The sequence below is a fragment of the Comamonas sp. F1-6 genome (assembly GCF_039581415.1).
Taxonomy (GTDB): domain Bacteria; phylum Pseudomonadota; class Gammaproteobacteria; order Burkholderiales; family Burkholderiaceae_C; genus Comamonas; species Comamonas thiooxydans.
Genome location: NZ_JBCPWN010000009.1, coordinates 73,471 through 90,432, shown reverse-complemented (window position 1 = coordinate 90,432; position 16,962 = coordinate 73,471). Strand labels below are relative to the sequence as shown.

Here is a 16,962-nt window from a genome sequence, read left to right as displayed (position 1 = left end):
GGCCCTGGCTTGATGCGTTCACTCCCCCTTGAACACCGGCTGGCGTTTCTCAATGAACGCATTCATGCCTTCCTTCTGGTCGCGGGTCGCAAACAGGATCTGGTTGGCCTTGCGCTCCAGCATCAGGGCGGCATCGAGCGATGCGTCCATGCCGGCAATCACCACTTCCTTGATCTGCTCCACGGCCAGTGGCGGCATATTGGCAATCAGTTTTGCCATTTTCAGCGCCTCAGGGATTACCTGATCGTCTGCACAGACTAGGCTGACCAGACCCATGGCATAGGCTTCGTCGGCGCTGACGGGCTTGCCGGTCAGCAGAATGCGCATGGCCTGGAACTTGCCCACGGCGCGCACCAGCCGCTGGGTGCCACCGATACCGGGCATGATGCCGATGCGAATCTCGGGCTGTGCAAAGCTGGCCCCCTGCCCGGCAATGATGATGTCGCAATGCATGGCCAGCTCGGCTCCGCCGCCAAAGGCATAGCCGCAGACCGCTGCAATGATGGGCTTGGGGCACTTCTCGATGGGGGCCCAGACGCGCTCTGTGTGGCGCTTCATGATCTCTATGGGGCCGCAGGAGTCCATGCTCTTGATGTCGCCGCCTGCCGCAAACACCTTGTCGCCGCCGGTCAGAACGATGCAGCGCACGCTGGCGTCTGCGCTCAGCTCGGCGAAGGTCCTGGACAACGCAGCCTGCAGAGAAAGACTCAGCGCGTTCGTTGCCTCGGGGCGGTTGAGCTGAACGATTGCCACGCCATGGTCCTGATGCCGAACCAGTAGCTCTCGCTGCGCGGCGTCCATGTTTTCAATAGCGGAAAGCGATGCCGACATAGGAATTCCCAAGGAGTTGAACAGAGACGATGGTCGTTTTCAAGGGATAGAGCAACATCGTCCTTTTGGACGTATCTGCTGCTGGTGCCGAAACCTAAATTGGCAGGCATGGATACGAACAAAAGCTTTCAAGACAAGGTAGTGCTGGTCACTGGCGGCACCAAGGGCATCGGCAAGGGCATTGCCCAGGCGTTTCTCGCGGCAGGTGCCACGGTAGTGGTGTGCGGCCGTCAGCAACCTGAAGCGTTGCCAAGCATCAATGGCAGCAGCGCAGACTTCGTTGCATGCGATGTGCGCGAGGCCCAGGCCGTCAAGGACATGGTCGATGAGGTGCAGCGCCGCCATGGCCGTCTGGACGTTCTCGTCAATAACGCCGGTGGCGCCCCCCATGTGGATGCCGCTACGGTGTCTCCGCGCTTTCATGAAAGCGTGCTGCGTCTGAATCTGTTCTCGACCTTGCACGCCTCCCAGGCCGCCAATGCCGTGATGCAGCAGCAGGATGGCGGTGGCGTGATTGTCTGCATCGGCAGCATCAGCGCGCTGCGTCCTTCCCCCGGTACGGCAGCCTATGGAGCGGCCAAGGCTGCAGTGCTGAGCCTGGTCAGTTCTCTGGCCGTGGAGTGGGCGCCCAAGGTGCGTGTGGTGGCGGTCAGCCCCGGCCTGGTGCGCACCGAACAGTCGCACCTGCATTTCGGGGATGAGGCGGGAATTGCCTCTGTCGCCGGGACCATTCCTGCGGGGCGTCTGGCCGAGCCGCAGGACATTGCCAATGCCTGTCTGTATGTGGCTTCCGAAAACGCCTCTTACATGAGCGGCACCAATCTGCTGCTGCATGGCGGTGGTGAGCGCCCCGCATTTCTGAGCGCATCGAACTCGGAATCCGTGCAACAAAAACACTGAATTTCAAAGGAGACAATCTTGACCGATCAAGACTGGATGGCAGAGGTCCGCGCATACGTGGGCAAGCAATACGGGCGTGTCTATGCCTGGGACAAGGTCAACAGCCCCATGATTCGTCAGTGGAGCGAGCTGATGGGGGTGGCCGTAAAGACCAACAAGGATGGCAAGACCATTGCCCCTCCCGCGATGCTGCAGGTCTGGTGCATGGAAGGGCCGGTGCAGAACAACTACCCGCCAGGCTCCACGACAGAGAATCCTTATGAAGTTCTGAAGCTGATCGAAGCGCACGACTTTCCTTCCACCGTGGCGGTGAATTCCGAGCTGAGCTTCGAGCGCGATGTGCTCGAAGGTGAAGACCTGTACTACACGACACGCCTGGAAGCCATCAGCGAAGAGAAGACCACGGCCCTGGGCACGGGTTACTTTGTCACGCAGATCATGGAGTACTTCTCGATCAAGGCAGCGAATGGCGAAGACGAGAAGGTCGGCCAGTTGATGTTCCGCGTCTTCAAGTTCCGTCCTGCCAATGTGCAAAAGGCCGAACCCGCGCAGGCGGCCGCCCCGAAGATAAAGCGGCCCGCTCCCGGCGTGAGCGATGACAACCGCTTCTTCTGGGAAGGCCTGAAGGAAGGCAAGCTCCTGATTCAGCGCTGCAAGAGCTGCGGCGATCTGCACCATCCACCGGGTCCCGTCTGCCCCAAGTGCCATTCGTTCGACTGGGACACGGTGCAGGCCAGCGGCAAGGGCACGGTGTACTCGTTCGTGGTCATGCACTACCCCGAAGTACCGCCTTTCGACCACCCCAATCCCATCGGTCTGGTGGAGTTGCAGGAGGGCGTGCGTCTGATTGCCCAGCTGGTCGGCGTCAAGCCCGGCGAGGTGCAGATCGGTCAGAAGGTTCAGGTTGAGTTCAACACCTTCGACGGTGATCTGACTCTGGCCCAGTTCCGTCCCGTGGGCTGATGCGAGGAGACCGTCATGGACTTTCAACTCAGTGAAGACCAGCGTGCATTCGCAGACATGGCGCAAAGCCTGTTTGCAGACTATTGCACCGACGACAAGCTGCGCGAGCACGATGCCTCGGGTCAGCCTTTCATGCAGGATCTGTGGCAGCAGTGCGTGGCTGCGGGCCTGCACAGCATCCTGGTGCCGGAAGCTGCCGGCGGCCTGGGTCTGGGAATGAGCGAGATGCTGGCCGTGCTGGAGCAGCAAGGCCGTGCGCTGGCGCAGGTCCCGCTGTGGCAGCAGCAGGTCGCTGCGACCGCGATTGCCAGGTTTGCCGAGGGACAGGACGCAGTCGTTCAGTCCGCCATGGAGGGCGAGTTGCTGGCTCTGTCGCTGCAGGCCGCAGTGGCTGCACGCGGGCCGGCGCTTGAGCTGCAGGGTGAGCGACTCAAGGGCCAGCTGCAAGCCGTGCCGCTGGGCGAACAGGCCAGGGTGGCTCTGGTGGCGGCGGCGGCGGGCGATGAGATCAAGCTGGTGCTGGTGAGCCTGCAGGCGGATGGCGTCAGCCGCGTGGCCGGCATGCGCGAAGACTACTGTGCGGTAGCAGACATCAGCTTTCGCAACACGCCGGTGCTGGCCGTGCTGGGCGGCCGTGCGCTGGACTGGGTCAACGAAATGGCAATCGCCTGCCTGGCCAGCCTGCAGCAGGGCGTGACGCAGGAGCAGTTGCGCCGCACCGTGGAGTATGTGAGCGAGCGCAAGCAGTTTGACCGTCCCATCGGGACTTTCCAGCTGGTGCAGGGCCAGATGGCCGACGGCTACATCCTCATGCAGGCGCAGCGCAGCGCACTGAGCCAGCTGGTCTGGCGTCTGGATGCCGGCCTGCCTTGCACGCCGCAGGCCCACGCGGTGCGCGCTCAGTCCAACGAGCTGGGCCTGAAGGTAGGCCGCGTTGCACAGCATGTGCATGGCGGCATGGGCGTGGATGTGACCTATCACATTCACCGCTTCATGTTCTGGTGTCGTGCACTGGCTGCCGAGGCCGGCAGTGCCGAGCAGCACCTGCAAGCGCTGGGCCAGTGGCTCGCAGACAACGACACGCTCGGCTGGAAGTACGACCTGCCCGAAGACCGCTAAGGAGACAACAACATGGCAAACCAATCTATTCGCTTCGAGTCGGTGAACGTGGGTGACGAACTACAGCCCGTCAGCGTGCCCATCACCGTGCCGCTGATTGCCGGCGGCGCCATCGCCACGCGTGACTATTTCCCCGGACATCATGACCGCGATGCCGCGCGAGAGTTGGGTTCACCCCATATCTTCATGAACATCCTGACCACCAACGGTCTGGTGCAGAGCTTTGTTGAGAGCTGGGCTGGCGACGATGCGCGTCTCATGGATCTGAAGATTCGCCTGGGCGCGCCCAACTATCCCGGCGACACCATGAAGTTCACGGGCTCCGTGACCGAGAAGAACGAGGCCACGCGCAGCGTTCAGATCACGCTCAAGGGCAGCAATTCCATGGGCTCTCACGTCAGCGGCACTGTGCAAGTGGCCCTGGCCTAAGAACAACAAGCGGAGACATTCCTGTGAACGATATGAATATTTCCGGTCGCGCCGCCATTGTGGGTCTGGGTGCAACAGAATTTTCCAAGAACTCGGGCCGTACCGAGCTGCGTCTGGCCATGGAAGCCACGCTGGCTGCGCTGAGCGATGCCGGCATCGACCCCAAGGAAGTGGACGGCTTTTCCTCGTACTCCGTGGACAAGGTTCCCGAGTATGAAATCGCCCGCCTGCTCGGGGCTCGCAATGTGAGCTTTTTCTCGCAGGTTCCGCATGGTGGTGGTGCGGCTTGCGGCCCTGTGCTGCATGCGGCCATGGCCGTGGCCACGGGCGTTGCCAAGACGGTCGTGGTCTACCGCGCCATGAATGAGCGCAGCTGGTACCGCTTTGGCACCGGCAGCTATGGCTTTGGCAGCACGCCATTCTTTGACAACGTGAACTATGGCTGGTACATGCCCCACGGCTTTCATACGCCGGCATCCTGGGTGGGCATGTTTGCCCGCCGCTATATGCATGCCTTCGGTGCGACCAGCGAGGACTTCGGCCGCGTGGCCGTGGCCGTGCGCGACTTTGCAGCCACCAATCCCAACGCATTCTTCTACGGCAAGCCCATCACACTGGAGGAGCACCAGGCCAGCCGCTGGATCTGCGAGCCGCTGCACCTGCTGGACTGCTGTCAGGAGTCCGACGGGGCCGTGGCCATGGTCATCACATCGAGCGACCGTGCCCGTGAGATGAAGGCCAAGCCGGTCTACATCAAGGCGGCAGCCCAGGGTATCTCTGACGGTCAGCAGTCCATGACCTCGTTTTACCGCGAGGACATCACCGGCCTGCCTGAAATGGGGCATGTCGCCAGCCAGCTGTGGCAGCAAAGCCGCCTGACTCCCAAGGATGTGCAAAGCGCAGTGCTGTACGACCATTTTTCGCCCTTTGTGCTGCCTCAGCTCGAGGAGTTCGGTTTCGTCAAGCGCGGCGAGGCCAAGGACTTCATTCGCGCCGGCGAGCATGCACGCGGCGGCTCCATGCCCATCAACACCCATGGCGGCCAGCTGGGCGAAGCCTATATCCATGGCATGAACGGCATTGCCGAAGCCGTGCGCCAGATCCGTGGCAGCTCCGTCAATCAGGTCAAGGACGTGCACAACATGGTGGTGACCGCCGGTACAGGCGTGCCCACCAGCGGCCTGATTCTGGGCGACGAGGCCTGATTGCAAGGGAGACATTCATGTTCATTGACCTGACTCCCGAGCAGCATGCGCTGCGCCTGAAGTGCCGTGACTACTTTCAGGCATTGATGACGCCCGAGCTCAAGGCCCGCATGCGCGGTGCAGAGGGCGGCGACGAGTACCGCGAACTGATCCGCAAGATGGGGCGCGATGGCTGGCTGGCCATAGGCTGGCCCAAGGAATTCGGCGGCCAGGGCCTGTCGGCCACCGAGCAGCTGATCTTCTTTGAGGAAGCCAATATTGCCGGAGCTCCCCTGCCTTTCGTCACCATCAGCACCGTCGGCCCCGCGCTGATGGAGCATGGCACCGAGGCGCAGAAGCAGGAGTTTCTGCCCGGCATGGCCAGCGGCGACATCATTTTCGCCATTGGCTACTCCGAGCCCGGTGCTGGCTCCGACCTCGCCATGCTCAAGACACAGGCTCAGCTGCAGGGCGATCTTCAGACCGGACATTTCGTGGTCAACGGCCAGAAGCTGTGGACTTCGGGCATCGAATCTGCCGACTATGTGTGGCTGGCCGCACGTACCAACCAGGAACTGGCTCGCCACAAGGGTATTTCCATCATGGTGGTGGATACCAGGGACAAGGGCTTTTCGCATACGCTGATTCAGACCGTGGGCAACTACACGGCAGCCACGTACTTCGACAACGTTGAAGTGCCGGCAGCACGTTTGATCGGCGAGCTCAATGGGGGCTGGAAGCTGATCACTGCACAGCTCAACCACGAGCGCCTGGGTCTGGGGGCCTGGTCGGACAAGGTGTTCGCCCCCTTCGTCAAGGTGCTGCAATGGGCCAAGGCCAAGGATGAGCAGGGCCGTCGCGCTGTCGATCAGGCCTGGGTGCGACGCAGTCTGGCGGAGTGCTATGCCCGCCTTGAAGCCATGCGACTGACCAACTTCCGCATCGCGGCCAGTCTGGAAGCCGGTGCCATGGACGTGAGCCTGGCATCTGCCACCAAGGTCTATGGCTCGGAAGGCGTGGTCGAGGTGCTGCATCGATTGATGGACATCGTGGGCAGCAGCGCTCTGGTGCGTGGTGGCTCGGCGGCTTCCTATCTGATGGGCGAGCTGGAGTATGAGCTGCGCGCCTCCACCATCAACACCTTCGGTGGCGGCACGAACGAGATTCAGCGCGAGCTGATTGCCCAGTTCGGACTCGGCATGCCGCGCCCCCAGCGCTGATCGAAGACATCTCACACATAACAAATACCAAGGAGACATGTGATGAGCGACACGATTGTGGTGTCGCGCGAGCAGACCCAGCTCAAGCTGGATCGTCGCGCGCCCATTGCGGCCAAGTACCTGGCCGATACGCCCTACACCATGGCTGATCGTCTGGAGGACTGTGCGCGAGATTTCGGCGAGCGCATCTTTCTGACCGAAGGCGATGTGCGCTACACCTATGCGCAATTCAACCAGCGCGCCAATCAAGTGGCACGTGCGTTGCACGAGCAGGGTGTGAGAAAGGGCGATGTGGTGGCCATGGCCATCGAGAATCGCCCAGCCTTCTTCTTTGCCTGGTTTGGCGTGGCCAAGCTGGGTGCCGTGGTGGCCTTCATCAACACCCATGTGATGGGCAAGCCTCTGACGCATGCACTGGAGGTGACCAACGCCAGCCATGTGATCGTGGGCGAGGAGTGTGCAGAGCGCTTTGCGCAGACCGAAGGACTGAACACCGCGCTGAGTTACTGGCACTGGCCGGATGAAGTGCGCCCCGCCGCGGCGGGAGTTCTGCAGCAGTTCGGCTCTGATTTGCAGGCTCTTGCCATGAGCCGGGACGGCACGGCCGTACCGCTGGAGTGGCGCGAGGGCGTGGTGGCCGGCGATACGGCGCAGTACATATTCACCTCCGGCACCACCGGCCTGCCCAAGGCCGCGGTCATCAGCCATGCACGCTGGCTGATGGCGGGGGACTCCATGCAGCTGCTGTGGGAAATCACCCGGGATGACTGCTTCTACTGCTTTTTGCCGCTCTACCACGGCGCGGCTTCCATGTCGCTGACGGCAACCGCCATGGCTGCAGGAGCGCGCATCGTGGTGCGCCGCAAGTTCAGCCGCAGCGAGTTCTGGCGCGATATCCGCGTGCATGGCATTACCTTTTGCCAGTATGTGGGGGAGATCTGCCGCTTCCTGCTCAGCGCGCCCGCGACGGACAGCGACCGGGAGCACAGCTTGCGCAAGATGGCCGGAACCGGTCTCACGCCCGAGATCTGGCAGCAATGGACATCGCGCTTTGGCGCCGTGTTCCAGATCTATGAAGGCTGGGGAGGCACGGAGTCCAACACCAATACCATCAATCTGGACAATCGCATCGGCTCCTGCGGCCGCGTTCCCTTCTGGGAAAAAACCAATTTGCGCCTGGTTCGCTACGACCAGGAAAAAGGCGATTACATCCGAGATGAAAACGGCTTCTTGCAATTGGCCGGCGTGAACGAGCCCGGCGAGGCCATCGGCATGGTCATCCAGTATCCCGGTGTGGTTGCCGGGCGCTTTGAAGGCTATACCAGCGAGGAGGCCTCCGAAAAGAAGCTGCTGCGCAATGTCTTCCAGCAGGGCGATGTGTGGTGGACATCGGGCGACCTGCTGCGCTGCGACGAAGACGGCTACTGCTGGTTTGTGGACCGTATCGGCGATACCTTCCGCTGGAAGAGCGAGAACGTCTCGACCATGGAGGTCAGCGACGCACTCGGGGACTTTCAGGGGCTGGATGCGATTACCGTCTATGGTGTGCAGGTTCCCGGTCACGGTGGCCGTGCGGGCATGGCAGCGTTGGTGATGCATGAGGGAGCCCAATTCGATCCCAAGGCCTTCTGGAAGATGGCCATCGCTCGTCTGCCGCGTTATGCGGCACCACTGTTCGTGCGTCTGATGGATACGCCGGACATGACCGGCAACTACAAGCTGCGCAAGGTGGATCTGCAAAAACAGGGCTATGACAGCGCTCAGACTGGCGACCCGCTGTTTGTACGCAATGACAAGCTGCAGACCTATGTGCCGCTGAACGCTGCAACGCTTGAAGAGGCTCTGCGTGGATAGCGCCGTCGCGCAGGAGCGCGTACGGGCCAAGCCCGCAGATGTGCTGCGTTATCCCTTTGCGCCGCCTGCAGCCGATGGCAGCCATGTGGAGATCGTCCCCGGCCTGCTGTGGCTGCGCATGCCCATGCCCATGGCTCTGGACCATATCAATGTCTATCTGCTCAGGGACGGCGACGGCTGGGCGGTGGTGGATACGGGGCTGGGAATTCCCGGCACCTTCGAGCTGTGGGAGAAGATCTTCACGGAGAAATTGGCCGGCCAGCCGCTGACCCGTGTGATCTGCACCCACTGTCACTACGACCATGCGGGTGCGGCATGGTGGTTGCAGGAGCGCTTTGGCGTGCCGCTGCTCATGAGCTATGGCGAGTTCATGATGCTGCGCTCGCTGATGGGGCCGCCGCCCGATCCTCTGCCCGAGGCGCATCGCGAGTTCTATGCGCGTGCCGGGGTGAGCAGCGAAGAGCTGGACGACATGCTGGCTGCCATGCGCAAGGATCCGTTCATGCCCAGGCAGCCCAGCCATTACCAGCGCATTCGTCCGGGTGAGGTGCTGCAGATCGGGGAGCGCCGATGGCGCATTGTGCTGGGCGAGGGGCACTCGCCCGAGCATGCCTGTCTGTATTGCGAGGAAGACGGCATTTTGCTGGCCGGTGATCAGGTGCTGCCGCGCATCACCTCGAATGTGATGGTCAGCCCCATCGAGCCCGAGGGCAATCCGCTCAAGCTCTGGATCGATTCGCTGCATCGTTTGCATGAGCTGCCGGCCGAGACCTTGGTGCTTCCATCGCACCAGGGCGTTTTCTACGGCCTGCATGAGCGCCTGGTGCAGGTGCTCGAGCACCATGCCGAGCAGTTTGCACTGCTGACCGGACATCTGGGCCAGGTGGGGCGGGCAACGGCTGCGGAGCTGGTGCCCGTGCTCTTTCCCAGGCTGCGCAGCCCCGTGGATCGCCTGATGGCACTAGGGGAAACGATAGCCCATTTGAACCTGCTTCACCAGGATGGAACGCTGCTGCGTACCCCGGGTGAGGGCAAGATTGCATATTTCTCGTTGGCCTGAGGTGAGGAAGCCATGACGGAACTGGAAACATTCAAACAAGAAGTGGCGCAGTGGCTGGAGGAGAACTGTCCTGCGAGCATGCGCCGGCCCATTGTTTCAGAGGAGATGGTCTGGGGCAGCTCCAAGCTGCAGTTTCTGAACGAGGATCAGAAGCTGTGGTTCGAGCGCATGCGCGACCGTGGCTGGTTTGCACCGTCATGGCCGCGTGAATACGGCGGCGGTGGACTCTCCCCAAGGGAAGCCCGTATCCTGGACACGGAGATGGCCCGTCTTGGCTGCCGTCAGCCCCAGTACAACCTGGGCGTGTGGATGCTGGGGCCGGTTCTGGTGGAGGTGGGGACGCATGAGCAAAAGCTCGAGCATCTGGTTCCCATGATGCGCGGCGAGCAGCGCTGGTGTCAGGGCTTTTCGGAGCCCAATGCCGGCTCCGATCTGGCCAGCCTCAAGACCTCGGCCAGGCGCGTGACGGACGAGCAGGGCGAGGCCTATATCGTCAACGGGGGCAAGATCTGGACCTCGGACGGAGACAAGGGCGACTGGATGTATGCGCTGGTGCGCACCAGCAGCGAAGGCAAGAAGCAAGACGGCATCAGCTTTTTGCTGATCGACATGAAGAGTCCCGGCGTCACGGTCAAGCCCATAGAGCTGATCAGCGGCAAGTCCAGTTTCTGTCAGGTCTTCTTCGACGATGTGCGGGTGCCTGTGCGACAGCTTGTGGGCAAGGAAGGCGAAGGCTGGTCGCTGGCCAAAAAGCTGCTCCAGCATGAGCGTGCGGCCATGTCCAAGTTCACGGAAGGTGGCGCGCCGTCGCACGATGCACTCAAGACCGCCTTGCCCTACATGGTGGACGAGCAGGGGCGGATCAGCGATGGTGCGCTGCGCGAGAAGCTGGCAGGACTGCTGATGGATGCACAGTCTTTCGCTCTGACCCATCGTCGGGTGACCGAGAAGGCTCTGGCGCGTCAGGACGTTGCTGGCCCCTCCAGCATCATGAAGCTGGTGCAGACCGAGCAGGAAGTCGCCAAGTACGAACTGCTGGAGCAGGTGCTGGGCCTGCGCGGTCTGGGCTGGGAGGCAGGCGATGATTTCACAGCCGATGAGATCGATATAGGTCGTGCATGGCTGCGTTCCAAGAGCTACACGATTGCAGGCGGAAGTTCGGAAGTGCAACTGAACATCATTGCCAAGCGAGTGCTGGAATTGCCTTGACCCCCTGAGCCGCTGTGCGGCGACAGCCTCGCTGCGGGGCGACGGGGCTGCCCAGGTCCTTGCTCGCCGGCTCTGAGTTGGGCAGTGCTGGTCGCACAGGCTGAGGATAACGAATTGAAATGGAGACAAGAATATGACCATGCTTTTGTCGCAAGAGCAGGAATTGCTCAAGGACAGTGCTGTTGCCTTTCTCGCGCAGGAGGCACCCGTGGCCCAGCAGCGCCGTCTGCGGGATGACAAGGTGGAACAGGGCTTTGATACACGACTGTGGCAGCAGATGGTGGAGATGGGGTGGCCCGTGGCGGTGCTGCCCGAGTCGCATGACGGGCTGGCTGCGGGCTATCTGGGCATGGGCGCCGTGTTTGAAGCCATCGGCCGAAACCTGTCGGCACAGCCGCTGCTGAGCCAGGCCGTGATCGCACCTGAGCTGCTGATTCGCGCCGGCTCCGAAGCCCAGCAGGCGCAGTGGCTGCCCCTGCTGGGCAGCGGGCAGGCCAGGCTGGCACTGGCTCTGGATGAAAAGTCCGGCCAGCATCTTTCAGCCAGATTGAGCACGGTAGCCGAGCAGACCGGCACGGGCTGGTGCCTGAGCGGTGAGAAAGCCTTTGTGATGGATGGCGTGGGTGCCAATGGCTTTGTGGTGCTGGCGGCGTCTGGCGAAGGTGCTCCCGGTTTGTGGCTGGTGCCAGCTGATGCACAAGGCGTCAGCATCAAACCCATGTGCATGATTGACAGCCGTAACATGGCCCGCGTGCAGTTCGATAAGGTGGAGCTGAGCGCTGATATGGCGTTGGTGGCCCGGCCTGCTGCTCAGGTGCTTGATGAAGTGCTGGATCGAGCCCGTGCCTGCCTGGCCGCAGAGTCTCTGGGTCTGATGCGTGAGGTGTTTGATCGTACGGTTAGCTATCTGAAGGAGCGCGTTCAGTTCGACGTGCAGATCGGCTCATTCCAGGCATTGCAGCACCGTGCTGCACGTCTGTATGTGGAGCTTGAGCTGCTGGAGAGCTGTGTGCTGGCAGCTTTCGAGGCCATTGATTCAGGTTTGGAAGCCAAGGTGCCCGAGCTGGTCAGTGGGGCCAAGGCCAAGGCATCTGACTTGTGCGAGAAGCTGTGCAACGAGGCGATCCAGTTGCATGGCGGCATCGGGGTGACCGATGAGCTGGATATTGGCCTGTTCTTCAAGCGGGCACGCGTTCTGCAACGCCTGCTGGGCGACGGTGGTTATCACCGCAATCGCTTTGCACAACTGAAAGGTTTCTGAGATGAGCGATGCCTTGGTTTCTATGGGTGAAAAGATCAGGAACATTCGTGCGCAGCTGACTTCGCAGGGCGCACCTTTTGAAGTGCAGCAGGTCACGCTGTCCGATGGGCGCAGCGTGGCAGCCTATCGCAATGCCTTTCAGAATCTGGCACAGGTAATTGACGCCGGCCGGGTTCATGGTGCGGCCGAGTTCATGGTCTATGGCGAGGATCGATGGACATTTGACAGGTTCTTTGCAGCAGCCGATGCACTGGCCAGTCGTTTGCAGAAGCAGCGCGGCATCAAGCCCGGCGACCGGGTGGCGATTGCCATGCGCAACCGTCCCGAATGGGCCGTGGCTTTTGCTGCCATTGCCTTGCTTGGCGCAGTGCCGGTGCCTTTGAACAGTTTTGGCCTGAGCAGCGAGCTGATGGCCAATCTGGAGGACACCCGGCCGGTGATGCTGATCTGTGATGCGGACCGCCATGCTCGCATCAGCCAGGCCATTGCGCAGACTGCCATTAAGACGGTGGTGGTGGATGGCGAGGGGGGCGATATCAGCTGGTCGGAGTTGACCGCAGGCGGTCATGATGGATTCGTGTCGCCGCAGCTGAGTGCCGATGAGCCTGCGCTGATTCTGTTCACTTCGGGTGCCACCAGCCGGGCCAAAGGCGTGGAATCCACCCATCGCGCCGTTTGCCAGGGCATCTTCAATATTGACTTCATCGGTGCAGTGGCAGCCATGACTTCGCCGGACGCCGTCGCCGCCATCATGGCGCGACAGCTGCAGCCCACGATCTTGTCGGCAGTTCCTCTGTTTCATGTCAGCGGCCTGCATGCGCAGTTGCTGGTCAGCCTGCGCCATGGTCGCCGCCTGATCTTCGTGCACCGCTGGGAGCCAGAGAAGGCGGCTGAGCTGATTCGCAAGGAAAAGGTCACGCAGTTCAATGGTGCGCCCAGCATGGTGCAGCAGCTCATTGGACTGCCCGGCTTCGAGCAGCCTGAAAGCTCTGGCAACCTCTCCGGTGTGGGCTTTGGCGGAGCGGGCCTGCACCCGCGCCTGATCGATGAGGTGTTGGCCAAGTTCAAGGGGCGCATGTCAGGCATTGGATTTGGACTGACCGAATCCAATGGAGTCTGCGCAGGCAGCTCGGGGCGCATGTTCGAGGCGCATCCGCGCAGCTCGGGGGTGCTGTCGCCCATCATCGAGGTACGAATCGCAGACCTGGATGGCACAGCCTTGCCTATCGGTGAGCCCGGTGAGGTCTGGCTGCGTGGCGTGACCCTGATGGAGCGCTATTGCGGTGATGCAGAGGCCACAGCCAAAGCCATGCAGGGCGGCTGGTTCCACACCGGAGACATAGGCGTTCTGGACGATGAAGGCTTTTTGACCATCGTCGATCGCATCAAGGACGTGATCAACCGCAGCGGTGAAAAGATTGCTGCGGCGGAGGTCGAGGCCTGTCTGCTGCAGCATGAGGCACTGGAGGAGGCTGCTGTGTTCTCCATGCCGCATGAGGTCACGGGCGAGCAGGTCGTTGCCGTGGTGGTCGGGAAGACCGGGAGTCAGGTGACTCCCGAGCTGCTTCGCGAGTTCGTGGCACAGCGCCTGGCGGGCTACAAGGTTCCCAGTCGGATCGTTGTGCGCGCGGAGCCTTTGCCTCGCAATCCCGCAGGCAAGATGCTCAAGGCATCGATTCGCAAGGAGTGCGCTCACCTGCTGACCTGATGCACGGAATTGGGTGGTCCTAGGACTTTCCCGATCACGCTCCGAAAGCCTGCTGCTGCTTCGTGCACCAGCAGGTTTTTTCATTCGGGGCGGCGCTTCAGGTGACCCATGTGGACTAGGTCGCTAGGGTCTGTCAGTAGTCAACTCAGACGATGGTTGAAGAGACCTGCTGGCGCAGTATGCAACTGCCTGCAAACGGCAAAACCAATGGGGCGATGCGAGGCAATGTACCTCGTTTGTAGCACCCGCCAAAAATAAGTTCTAGAACCTAGGAGACAGAGATGAAGTTTGTGACGGCCAAGACTCCACTCGCAGCGGCAGTGGGTTTGATGGTGGCGACGTCGGTATGGGCGAAGGTGCCGGCGAACGAGGCAGAACAGCTGGGCAAGGAATTGACATGCGTGGGTGCCATCAAGGCCGGCAACAAGGAAGGCACGATTCCAGAGTTCACAGGCAAATGGGTCGGTGCCCCTGCAGGCGTGGCTCATGTGCAATCCAGTGGCAAGCACCCCGTGGATCTCTATGCCGATGAAAAACCACTGTTCGTGATCACTGCGGAGAACATGGAGAAGTATGGCGACAAGCTCAGTGCTGGTCAGAAAGCCATGTTCCAGAAGTATTCCAAGACCATGCAGATTCCGGTCTACAAGGGGCATCGCGATTTCCGCTACACCGATGAGGTCTGCGCAGTGTTGAAGAAGAATGCACTGGAGTCCGAGGTCGTCGATAACGGCATGGGAATCAAGGGCAGCTTTGGTGCGATCAACTTCCCGATTCCCAAGACCGGGCAGGAAGTGATCTGGAACAACCTGCTGCCCACGCGTGCCTACACCGAGGCCATCACGCGTGACATGGCGAATGTGCTGTCGGACGGCAGCATGAGCTTTGGGCGTATGCAGAACCTGAACCTGGACATGGTCAACAAGCCTGAAATGCTTGGCAAGCCGGTCGAGGGCGTGATGGCCTATACCCGCACCAGAACGCTGGCCCCCGAGCGTGAAAAGGGCGGTGTGACCCACTCGGTGGAGCCCGTCAATTTCGGCAAGGACAAGCGCCTGGCCTGGAGCTATGACCCCGGTACACGCCGCGTGCGCCAGGTGCCCGAGTATGGCTTTGACCAGCCCATGGCTGGTACCGGCGGCAAGATGACCATCGACTCGGATCGTCTCTTCAATGGCTCGCCAGAGCGCTACAGCTGGAAGCTGCTGGGCAAGAAGGAGATGTATATCCCCGCCAACAACTACAAGATCCATCAGCCCACGGTGAAGTATGCCGACCTGCTCAAGCCCGGTCATGCCAACCCCGACTTCATGCGCTACGAGCTGCGCAGAGTCTGGGCCGTGGAAGGCACGCTGAAGGACGGTTTCCGACATGTCTATGGCAAGCGTGTGCTGTTCGTGGACGAGGACACCGGCCAGGCAGTGGCCGCGGACATGTACGACGCGCGTGGCCAGTTGTGGCAGCACGCCTTCATCAACTACTACTACTCCTTTGACATCAAGGCCTGGCATGCAGGCACGTCCTTCTATCACGACCTGAATTCCGGCGGCTACATGGGCTACAACCTTTTTCAGGAGCGTCCCCAAGGACCCATCCTGAACAAGGGTGATCTCGTGCCCGCCATGTTCACACCAGAAGCCGCACGCAACGCGGGCAACTAAGTTTTATCAACGAGCGACTCACTATGAAAAACAATATGAAGAAACTCACGCCCATCGCAGTGGCGGCACTGCTGTCCTTGGGTATGGGAGCAGTTCAGGCGGGGGAGACTGTCGAGCTGGGAGATGGCCTCAAGTTCGACTGGCGTCTGAACGTGAGCTATGGCCTGGGTGTTCGTCTGGATAACCCGTCTCCGGTGCTGAACACAGACGGCAACAACAATTTCAAGAAAGGTGCTCTGACGGCGAACCGACTGGGTGCTGTCTGGGAAAGCAAGCTGTCAAAAGGTGACAGCGGCTTTGTGCTGAATGCCAGCACCTTTTATGACGACGTATATCACCAGCGCAACGACAACAAGGGACCGATCAGCACGGCAGGTCCCGTCAATGAGTTCAACTCTGCCGCCAAGCGCTATGGTGGCGGCTATTCGCGCCTTCTGGATACCTACGCCTACACCAGCTTCAACATGGGCGAGGCCCGCGCCACGGTACGCTTGGGCAAGCAGGTGGTGAACTGGGGCGAGTCCATGTACTTTGCCAATATCGCTGCGGCCCAGGGACCCAGCGATGCAGCAAAGGCAGCTTCGCCTGGCGCTGAGGTCAAGGAAATCCTTCTGCCGGAAGATCAGATCTCGGCTTCGCTGGAAGTCAGTCCCAAACTCTCGCTGCTTGGTCACTACCAGTTCGGCTTCCATGAAACGCTGCTGCCGGCTCCCGGCATGTACACCAGCACCAGCAATGCCCTGGGTCCCGGCGCCTCCTGCCTGGGCGTCTACAACGGTGCGACCTGTCGCGGCCTGCGACGCGGTACCGACATCCGGCCCAGCAGCTCGGGTCAGTGGGGTATCGGCGGTCGCTACCGCGTCACTGACGAGACGGAAGTCGGTCTGTACTACCTGAACTACAACGACCGCACTCCATCGCTGGTCGTGAACATGAATGGCGCGATACCGACCGGCTATCAGGTTCGCTATTTCGACGACATCAAGATGCTGGGAACGACGGTCAGCACGACCTTCGGCAAGTTCTCTGCATTTGGTGAAGCGAGCTATCGAAAAGGTACGCCAGTGCTCAACGGCAATGGTGTGGCGGTGCGTGGCGATGTGGTGCAGGGCAACGTCGGCGGTATCTTCAATATCGGCCGCACCGGTATCGCGGATGACATGTCCCTGGCTGCCGAAATTTCCGGCTCTCGCGTGATCAGTGTGGCCGATGGCAGCTCTACCGATAACCTGAGCTTCAAGACCCGCAACTCCCTGGTGGCCGGTGCGACCCTGACGCTGGGCTACCCCGGCATCTTCGAAGGCTGGGATCTGAGCATCCCCATCAGCTACCAGTCGCAACTGCGCGGCCGTTCTCTGGTTGGCACCTTCGGCGGCGGCCAGAGCGACAGCCGGTTGAGCATTGGCGCGACTTTCGTTCGCAAGAGCAATTTCTCGATCAACGTGGCCTACATCAACTACCTGGGCAATCCTTCTGCCGATTCCCTGCGTGCACGCCCGCTGGCCGACCGCGACCAGCTGTCTGTTACCGCCAAGTACTCGTTCTGAACCACACCAACGAGCC

The 16,962-nt window shown here is 61.2% G+C and carries 14 protein-coding genes; 13 read left to right on the top strand and 1 reads right to left on the bottom strand.

The window, feature by feature from the left end; translation table 11 throughout:
* Nucleotides 1-18: 18 nt before the first annotated feature.
* Nucleotides 19-831 (bottom strand): enoyl-CoA hydratase, encoded by an 813-nt coding sequence (locus AAIL66_RS11615; RefSeq protein ID WP_059440876.1) that lies wholly within the window; start codon nucleotides 829-831, stop codon nucleotides 19-21.
* A 108-nt stretch (nucleotides 832-939) separates the two neighbouring features.
* Here AAIL66_RS11615 and AAIL66_RS11610 point away from each other — a divergent pair, with 108 nt between their 5' ends.
* The 13 genes from AAIL66_RS11610 to AAIL66_RS11550 all read left to right on the top strand — a co-directional run bounded on the left by AAIL66_RS11610 (nucleotide 940) and on the right by AAIL66_RS11550 (nucleotide 16,946).
* Nucleotides 940-1,731 (top strand): SDR family oxidoreductase, encoded by a 792-nt coding sequence (locus tag AAIL66_RS11610; protein ID WP_034360305.1) that lies wholly within the window; start codon nucleotides 940-942, stop codon nucleotides 1,729-1,731.
* Nucleotides 1,732-1,749: 18 nt separating this feature from the next.
* On the top strand, nucleotides 1,750-2,694 hold the full coding sequence (locus AAIL66_RS11605) for a Zn-ribbon domain-containing OB-fold protein (protein ID WP_034360306.1): 945 nt from the start codon (nucleotides 1,750-1,752) through the stop codon (nucleotides 2,692-2,694).
* Nucleotides 2,695-2,709: 15 nt separating this feature from the next.
* Complete coding sequence (locus AAIL66_RS11600; RefSeq protein WP_343496793.1) at nucleotides 2,710-3,813, top strand: acyl-CoA dehydrogenase family protein; 1,104 nt, start codon at nucleotides 2,710-2,712, stop codon at nucleotides 3,811-3,813.
* Between the two features lie 12 nt (nucleotides 3,814-3,825).
* The gene (locus tag AAIL66_RS11595; protein ID WP_003078281.1) at nucleotides 3,826-4,242 is read left to right on the top strand and encodes a MaoC family dehydratase; all 417 of its coding nucleotides are present in this window, start codon (nucleotides 3,826-3,828) and stop codon (nucleotides 4,240-4,242) included.
* A gap of 32 nt (nucleotides 4,243-4,274) precedes the next feature.
* Nucleotides 4,275-5,447: a lipid-transfer protein gene (locus tag AAIL66_RS11590; protein ID WP_034360309.1), complete on the top strand. Its 1,173-nt coding sequence runs from the start codon at nucleotides 4,275-4,277 to the stop codon at nucleotides 5,445-5,447.
* 17 nt (nucleotides 5,448-5,464) lie between these two features.
* A complete protein-coding gene (locus AAIL66_RS11585; protein ID WP_034396832.1) occupies nucleotides 5,465-6,646 on the top strand; it encodes an acyl-CoA dehydrogenase family protein in 1,182 nt (393 codons plus the stop codon).
* A 42-nt stretch (nucleotides 6,647-6,688) separates the two neighbouring features.
* Complete coding sequence (locus AAIL66_RS11580) at nucleotides 6,689-8,500, top strand: long-chain-acyl-CoA synthetase (protein ID WP_343496792.1); 1,812 nt, start codon at nucleotides 6,689-6,691, stop codon at nucleotides 8,498-8,500.
* Entirely contained in the window at nucleotides 8,493-9,560 is a 1,068-nt protein-coding gene (locus tag AAIL66_RS11575; protein ID WP_343496791.1) for an MBL fold metallo-hydrolase, read from the top strand. Before AAIL66_RS11580 ends, AAIL66_RS11575 begins: the two co-directional genes overlap by 8 nt.
* 12 nt (nucleotides 9,561-9,572) lie before the next feature.
* Nucleotides 9,573-10,769 carry an acyl-CoA dehydrogenase family protein gene (locus AAIL66_RS11570; protein WP_034396838.1) on the top strand — a complete coding sequence of 399 codons (1,197 nt, stop codon included), beginning with the start codon at nucleotides 9,573-9,575 and terminating at the stop codon, nucleotides 10,767-10,769.
* Nucleotides 10,770-10,902: 133 nt separating this feature from the next.
* Nucleotides 10,903-12,030, top strand: coding sequence for an acyl-CoA dehydrogenase family protein (locus AAIL66_RS11565; RefSeq protein WP_034360316.1), 1,128 nt, complete (start codon nucleotides 10,903-10,905; stop codon nucleotides 12,028-12,030).
* Between the two features lies 1 nt (nucleotide 12,031).
* On the top strand, nucleotides 12,032-13,738 hold the full coding sequence (locus tag AAIL66_RS11560; protein WP_343496790.1) for a class I adenylate-forming enzyme family protein: 1,707 nt from the start codon (nucleotides 12,032-12,034) through the stop codon (nucleotides 13,736-13,738).
* A 281-nt stretch (nucleotides 13,739-14,019) separates the two neighbouring features.
* The gene (locus tag AAIL66_RS11555; RefSeq protein ID WP_034360342.1) at nucleotides 14,020-15,399 is read left to right on the top strand and encodes a DUF1329 domain-containing protein; all 1,380 of its coding nucleotides are present in this window, start codon (nucleotides 14,020-14,022) and stop codon (nucleotides 15,397-15,399) included.
* Between the two features lie 35 nt (nucleotides 15,400-15,434).
* Nucleotides 15,435-16,946, top strand: a complete 1,512-nt coding sequence (locus AAIL66_RS11550) for a DUF1302 family protein (RefSeq protein ID WP_004341209.1) — start codon at nucleotides 15,435-15,437, stop codon at nucleotides 16,944-16,946.
* Nucleotides 16,947-16,962 lie beyond the last annotated feature (16 nt).